This window comes from bacterium, from assembly GCA_026398675.1.
Taxonomy (GTDB): domain Bacteria; phylum RBG-13-66-14; class RBG-13-66-14; order RBG-13-66-14; family RBG-13-66-14; genus RBG-13-66-14.
On the sequence record JAPLSK010000328.1, the window covers coordinates 1 to 7,060 of the forward strand.

Consider the following 7,060-nt stretch of genomic DNA (forward strand, 5'->3'; position numbering starts at 1 on the left):
AGGTGGCCGGTATTTTCCCCATCGCGCTGGACGGTGATGGCCGCCTGTGGTACTTCGACATGCTTGCGTTCACCTGGGAGCCGTACCCCAACGGTTTCGCTTACACCGGCGCCGCCCCCACCGATTTTCTGGCCCTGACCACCCAGGACGTCACCGCCCTGGGGGAGACGTACCTCTTCGTGATTGACGAGACGGGGCGCATCAGCCGTAGCACGGAAACCGGCTGGGAAGATTACGCCCAAATCCCCGGCGGTACGGCGCCCTACCGGCTGGACGGCTTCGTGAACGCGACCGCCGACGAGGGGGCCTGGACGGAGCTCCGGGTCCTGGACGGCGCCGGTCGGCTGTTCCTGCCGCAGGGCGACGTGTACGAGGCGTTCGGTGAGCCGTGCGGCGGCACGCCCCCCCGGGATCTCACCGTGTACCGGATGGAGAGTCGCGGCACGCACATGATTTTCGCCGTGGACTCGACCGGCGCGCTTTTTTCCATGAAACCCACCGGCGAGTGGGTCACGCTCTGCGACTCCTTCGAATGAGGTTCAACGGACCCATGCGCGTGCACTTATCCAAAACATTTTGCCAGGGGCATTACTCGCTCCACTCGTTTTGCCAGGGGCATTACTCGCTCCACTCGTTTTTCCCGCTCATGTTAATCCTCGCGGTGCCGGTCTTTTCCGCGAGGCTCAGCGCCGTCTACGTCCCCGACTCCGACACCGACGTCATCTTCACCCTGGACGACGCCGGGCAGCTCTATCAGGGGGAAGCCGCGGGGTGGAACGCGGTGAACACCCCCTGCCCGGGCGCCGGTCCCCGCGACCTCCTGGTGCTGAACCGAACCGACGTTTCGGCAAGCCGCCCCGGAACGGTCAACATCTTCGTCCTGGACGGGGCGGGGCAGCTCTACGAGGTCAACGGCGACGAGTGGCGGCCCGAGGGGGACGCGCTCGCCGGGGAAAGCCCCTATCGCCTCGGGGGTTACGCCGCGGCCGACGGCGGGGTGGAGCTTTACGCCCTCGACTCCGGGGGCCGGCTCTGGCGGTACGGTGATACCTGGGAGGCCTTCGCGGACCCTATCATCGGAACGCCACCCTACGACCTGGACGTCCTTCATTACGCCACGACCGGCGTCACCCTCTTTCTGGCCGTGGATGCCATAGGTGCGCTCTACACGCGCTTCGATGATAACTGGAAAATCTACGCGGTCATGCTCGACACCGAGGTTGCGCCGTATTCCGTTACCGGTTTCTACGAACCGACGTCCCTGAACGTCTTCGTCCTGGTCATGGACGGGGCGGGACAGGTCCATTCCGACGAGGGGGGCAGTTTCGTCACCCTGGGGGAGCCCTTCCCCGGTGAACCGCCCTTCGAGGTGGGGTCCCTGGTCCACGAAGGCTCGGACCGCTACTACGTCGCGGCGCTGGACGGGACGGGCAGGTTCTGCGTGATGCGCGAAGACGGCGGCTGGGAAACGTTCTTCGATTCATTCTAAGGTATCATGTCCGAAGCGACCCGAAAGAAAATAGGCGAAAGCCGGTGGTTGAAGTGGCTCGACGAGCGCTTCCGCTTGAAGCGCTGGGTCGTCGAGGCCATGCAGAAACCGGTCCACCCCTGGGCCCGGAAGTGGTACTACTGCCTCGGCGGGCTGACCCTGGTCACCTTCCTGGTCCTGGTCGTCACCGGGCTCATCCTCCTCCAGCACTACCGGCCCACGCCCACGGGGGCGGCGGAGTCCATCGGCTATATAATGAAAGACGTGTGGCTGGGCTGGCTCGTCCGGGGCATTCACCACTGGGCCGCCAACGTGATGATGGTGCTCTGCGTGGCCCACATGGTACGCGTCTTCCTCACGGGGGCCTACAAGAAGCCGCGCGAGCTGAACTGGATCGCCGGCGTGCTGCTCCTGGTCACAACCGTCGGGTTCTACATCTCCGGCTTCGTCCTCCCCTGGGACCAGCGGGGCTTCGAAATCGCCGCCACCCTCGTCGGGGCCCTCAAACAGATTCCCATCGTCGGCGACCTCCTCGCCGGAATCGTCACCAGCGTGACGCCGGTGGGCGGCGAGGCGCTGGGGTTCTTCTTCGACAACCACGTCATCGTGCTGCCTCTGGTGATTTTCATTTTGCTTCTGTTCCACTTCGTGATGATCCGGCGCCAAGGCATCGCCGAACCGCTTTAATCCGATGGCGAAAACATTCAGATTATTCAGGCGCAAGGAGAAGGAGCCGCCGAAGGACAAGCCCTTCTTCCCCGACTTCGCCATGTTCGAGCTCCTGGTGGGGCTTATCCTGGTGGTTCTTCTGGTCGTCGCCGCCGTCGTCTGGCCCGGAGTCACCGGACCCGCCGCCGACCCGGCGGGTGAAGGCAAGCCCGAGAGCTTCATCTTCCACGAATTCAACGCCCTGCCCGACTGGCTGGTGGCCATCGGCATCGGTCTCGCTACGGGCTTCGTCATCCTGTTGTTCTTCATCCCCCGCCTGGACCCGGGCGACCGCCGGACGGTCAAGGCGAAGCGGGTGACGGCGGTTCTCGGCGGCCTGTTCATCCTGGGTTGGCTCGGCCTCTACGCGGCCTACGGCTTCTTCGCCGTCCCCCAGGGCTCCAACAACACGCCGGGGGCCGAGTGGGGGCTCTGCTACCGCTGCCACGGCCACTGGGAGGGTCCGCGGAATCCGCTGGGCATCGCCGCCCGGGGGGCGGTGCCCGATGAGAACTGCATGACGTGCCACCTGGACGACCCCCGGCTGGTGAACTACTTCTGGCACGCCGAGGAGCGGGTTTCGCCCGAAGGCGAGACGACTCCCGCCGGCCTCTTCCCCGGCACCCACCGCTGCTCGGACTGCCACAACCCCCACGCGCCGAAGGCCGACTCCGTGACGCCCGGCGCTACGCGGCTGGACCGGATGCGCGCCGGCGGCGATCGCTACGTCTTCGAATACCGGAGGACCCCGGCGAGCGAGCCGCACCCCTCACTGCCGGTCAGCACCTGCTTACGCTGCCACGAGTTCGGCTTCCAGCGCGGCGGCGCCGTCGAGGTTCTGCGTGAATTCCCCGAGATGAGGCTGGTGGGCGAGCATCCGCCGCTGGGCGGACGGGGCTGCCTGGCGTGCCACGACGAGCTGACCGAGACCGGAGCGGGCGGGATCAAGTGCCTCTTCACCAAGGCGGACGGCGACGTACACGGCCTCTACGGCGTCCAGGGCTCGGACTGCGCGGCGTGCCACACGGTGACGGTCCCCGGAAAATAGGCCGATCCTTCGTCCGAATCACAACCACGGGGCTCTTCACCGGGCCCCTTGACATGACTAAGAAAAAGAGACATCTCAAGGGCAAGACCCTCTGGCAGCGGACGAGGCGCTGGCTTCGTCTCCAGTTCCTGCGCTTCCTGCGCTCGGACGCCTCGCCGCACAAAGCGGCCCTGGGGCTGGCCGTGGGCGTCTTCATCGGTATCTTCCCCACCTTCGGTCTGGGGGCGCTTCTGGCCCTCGGCCTGGCCTTCCTCTTCCGCTTCTCCAAGGTGTCCGCCGTCGTCGGCTCGGCCATCATGAACCCGATCACCTCCCCCTTCTTCTGGGGCCTGTCCTTCACCCTGGGCTCCTGGCTCACCGGCGCGGATGTGGGCGGTCTGGCGCAGATGCTGGACGAGGGTCATATCTGGTCCACCGCTGGCGACGTCGTCTGGACCTACCTGGCCGGCAACACCGTCCTGGCCGTCGGGATGGCCCTGGTATTCTACTTCCTCGGATACCAGGCGGTCGGGGCGTACCTGAAGAGGCGCGCGCTCCGCCATCCATCGAGCCTCCCCGACCCCGCCCCCCAATGACTCCAATCCCCGTCGGTTGCCTATCCCGCGGCCCTGGGGTATAATTCAGGCGCAGCATCGGCTCCGGCTCATTCCTGGGGCGGAGTAACATCGAGTGCCGGGGTCAGCCCCGGCGCGAAACCAACTCCCGAGAACGACCGTGCGAACGACCACTCTGGAACTGGACCTGAACGGGCGCTACGCCGAGCTCTGCGGACCAGCCGACGCCAACTTGCGCCTGCTGGAAGAGCTCACCGGCGTGCGCCTGGTCCTGCGCGACGCCCGGGCCACCCTCAGCGGCGACGAGGACGCGGTGGCGGCCACCGGCGACCTCCTGACCCACCTCGCGCTGGCGGCGGCCAAGGGCCACACCGTGACCGAGGCCGACATCCGGACGGCGGTGGCCAACCTCGACGAACCGATCCAACGGCGGCAAGGCTTCGACGAAATCGTGGGCACCGACATCCCCGTGGGCTCCCGGAAGGTCGTCAAGCCGCGCACCGCCGGGCAGAAGCGTTTGATAGAGACGCTCTTCGCCCACGACATCACCCTGGCCATCGGTCCAGCGGAACGGGGAAGACCTACCTCTCGGTGGCGACGGGACTCTCCTACCTCCACCGCGGAACGGTCAGCCGCCTGGTGCTGGCCCGACCGGCGGTCGAGGCCGGGGAGAGCCTGGGCTACCTTCCCGGGGCACCCGAGGAGAAAATCGCGCCCTACCTGAGGCCGCTCTACGACGCTCTCTACACCATGCTCAAGGGCGAGCGCATCAACAACCTGATCGAGCACGGCGTGATAGAGATCGTACCCCTGGCCTACATGCGCGGTCGCACCCTGGACAACGCCTATGTCATCCTCGACGAGGCGCAGAACTGCACCCAACCGCAGATGAAGATGTTCCTCACCCGCCTGGGGCAGAACAGCCGGGCGGCGGTGGTGGGGGACATCACCCAGATTGACCTCCCGGACCCGGCGGTGAGCGGGCTGGTCCTGGCCCAGAAAACCCTCGCTGGGATTGACGGCATCGCTTTCGTGTACCTGACCAAGGCCGACATCGTCCGTCACGGTCTGGTGGCCCGCATCGTCGAGGCCTACGAGCGTTTCGAAAAGGAGGGGAAGGCGGAATGAGCCGGAATAATAAAATCCAGCCCCTCCACCTTTCCGGGCCCGACGTTTTCAAAAGACTCGCCATCGGCGTCGGAATCATCACGATTCTCGCCGTGATAACCTTCCCCTCAAAGACCCTCTACTCCGTAGCCCTCCAGGTGGGCGACGTGGCGTCCGATGACGTCATCAGCCCAATCAAATACCCCGTCCTGAAAACCCCGGAGGAGCTCGAAGGCGAGCTCGCCATAAAGCGCGCCACGGTGCGCTCGGCTTACGTTTACTCCGAGGACGAGCTCCAGGGGAGCTGGCGGGAGTTCTCCAACCTCATAGACGATCTCAAACAGGCTTTCGAAGAGCCGGGGGGCGCGGAGGCGCAAGGTTATAAAGATCTGGCGAAGAGCCTGGACGGACGCTACCGCCTTTCCATCTCCACCGAGCTTTTGAGAAGACTGGACAGAAACGACGAGCTCTTCAACGAGTTCGCCAACCTCCCCCTCTCCCTTTCGGACACGTTCAAGGGGGGGGTGGTGGAGGACCGGACGCGGCTCTCCGAGGCGGACATCGTCAACGGTATCCTCCTGCGCTACCCCAACGACGAGCTCTACTACGGGCTCTCCTATTCCGAGATCTCCGACCTCGAGACGGTCCGGGGGAAGATAACCGAGCTCTTCGAGCCCCACCTCTCGTCGCCGGAGCTTACGAGTGAGCTCGTGACGCTCGCTCTGGGTTTTTGTCGCCCGACCATCTACCTCGATGAGCAGGCGACCCGGGAACGCCTGGAAGCGGCCGGGGTCTCGGTGGACCGCGTCGCCTTCTGGGTCAGCGAGAACGAGCGAATCGCCGCGGCCCACGAGGTCGTCACCCCGGAGGTGTACCGCAAGCTGGAAGCCCTGGAGGCCTTCCGCACAAGCCAGGGCATCGTCTACGTCATTCTGGGCCGGGCGGCGATAATAGCCGTGTTCCTCTTCATCTTAGGCTTCTTCCTCTACAAGTACCGCCGGGATACATTTTCGGACACGCGGTCGTGGATACTGATCGGCCTGGTCTTGATACTGACCGTCAGTCTGTCCCAGGGGCTGGTCACGGCCTTCTTCCAGCGGGTGCCCCAGATCGGATACCTCCTGCCCGCCGCTCTGGCCGGGGTGCTCCTGGCCACCCTCCTGGACGTCTCCATCGCCGTCGTCGGCGTGCTGGTCACGAGCGTGCTCCTGGGGCTTTTGACCGGTTTCGAGGTCCGCTACCTCTTCGTTTTTCTCACCGGCGGGCTGGCGGCGGTTTTCTCCGCCAGCACGCTGCGGCACCGGAGCTCGCTCTACTGGATTTCCCTCAAGGTGGCCGGGGCCAAGTTACTGATCATCGCCGCCATCGGCCTCTCCCTCTCCGACACATGGGCCGCCACCCTGTCCAACGCCGTTCTGGGCACCGTGGGGGCCATCATCGGCGTTTTCCTGGCCAGCCTCGTCCTGCCCCTCTTCGAGAACCTCTTCCACGTCACCACACCGGTCAAGCTTCTCGAGCTCTCCGACCTGAACCAGCCCATCCTCGCGCGTTTGAAACAGGAGGCGCCCGGCACCTTCTACCACAGCCTGAACGTGGGCATACTGGTGGAGGCGGCGGCGGGAGCCGTCGGGGCCAACGCCATGTTGGCCCGAGTGGGAGCCTACTACCACGACATCGGCAAGCTGACCAAACCGGAGTACTTCTCCGAGAATAACCCCGAGCAGGCGTCCAAGCACGTGAACCTCTCGCCCTCGATGAGCACCCTCGTCATCAAGAGCCACGTCAAGGAGGGGATCGAGCTGGCGAAGCGGAACCGGCTCCCCCGTGGCATCGTGGACTTCATCGCCGAGCACCACGGGACCGGCCTGATCAGCTTTTTCTACCAGCAGGCGCTCCGCCTGGACGAGCATAAGAGCCTCGACAAGAACGACTTCCGCTACCCGGGCCCTCTGACCCAGTCTAAGGAGACGGCCATCGTCATGCTGGCCGACGCCGTGGAGAGCGCAAGCCGCACCCTGTCGAACACGAGCGTATCCGCCATCCGTCTCCTGGTGCGCAACGTCGTGAACTCGCGGTTCATGGACGGTCAACTGGCCGAGTGCGACCTCACCCTGGCCGACCTCTCGACGATAAGCGACTCCTTCGCCAGCACCC

The 7,060-nt window shown here is 65.2% G+C and carries 6 protein-coding genes and 1 pseudogene; all 7 read left to right on the forward strand.

Annotation, left to right across the window (positions count from 1 at the left end; translation table 11 throughout):
* On the forward strand, nt 1–536 hold a 536-nt coding region (locus tag NTW26_09560; GenBank protein ID MCX7022500.1), incomplete at its 5' end, for a hypothetical protein.
* A gap of 14 nt (nt 537–550) precedes the next feature.
* Nucleotides 551–1,489 carry a hypothetical protein gene (locus NTW26_09565; protein MCX7022501.1) on the forward strand — a complete coding sequence of 313 codons (939 nt, stop codon included), beginning with the start codon at nt 551–553 and terminating at the stop codon, nt 1,487–1,489.
* A gap of 6 nt (nt 1,490–1,495) precedes the next feature.
* Nucleotides 1,496–2,176 carry a cytochrome b N-terminal domain-containing protein gene (locus tag NTW26_09570; GenBank protein MCX7022502.1) on the forward strand — a complete coding sequence of 227 codons (681 nt, stop codon included), beginning with the start codon at nt 1,496–1,498 and terminating at the stop codon, nt 2,174–2,176.
* A 4-nt stretch (nt 2,177–2,180) separates the two neighbouring features.
* On the forward strand, nt 2,181–3,245 hold the full coding sequence (locus tag NTW26_09575; protein MCX7022503.1) for a hypothetical protein: 1,065 nt from the start codon (nt 2,181–2,183) through the stop codon (nt 3,243–3,245).
* A gap of 53 nt (nt 3,246–3,298) precedes the next feature.
* Nucleotides 3,299–3,820: a DUF2062 domain-containing protein gene (locus tag NTW26_09580; protein MCX7022504.1), complete on the forward strand. Its 522-nt coding sequence runs from the start codon at nt 3,299–3,301 to the stop codon at nt 3,818–3,820.
* A 139-nt stretch (nt 3,821–3,959) separates the two neighbouring features.
* Nucleotides 3,960–4,927, forward strand: a pseudogene (locus NTW26_09585) (PhoH family protein).
* On the forward strand, nt 4,924–7,060 hold a 2,137-nt coding region (locus NTW26_09590), incomplete at its 3' end, for an HDIG domain-containing protein (protein ID MCX7022505.1). The pseudogene NTW26_09585 and the gene NTW26_09590, both read left to right, overlap by 4 nt.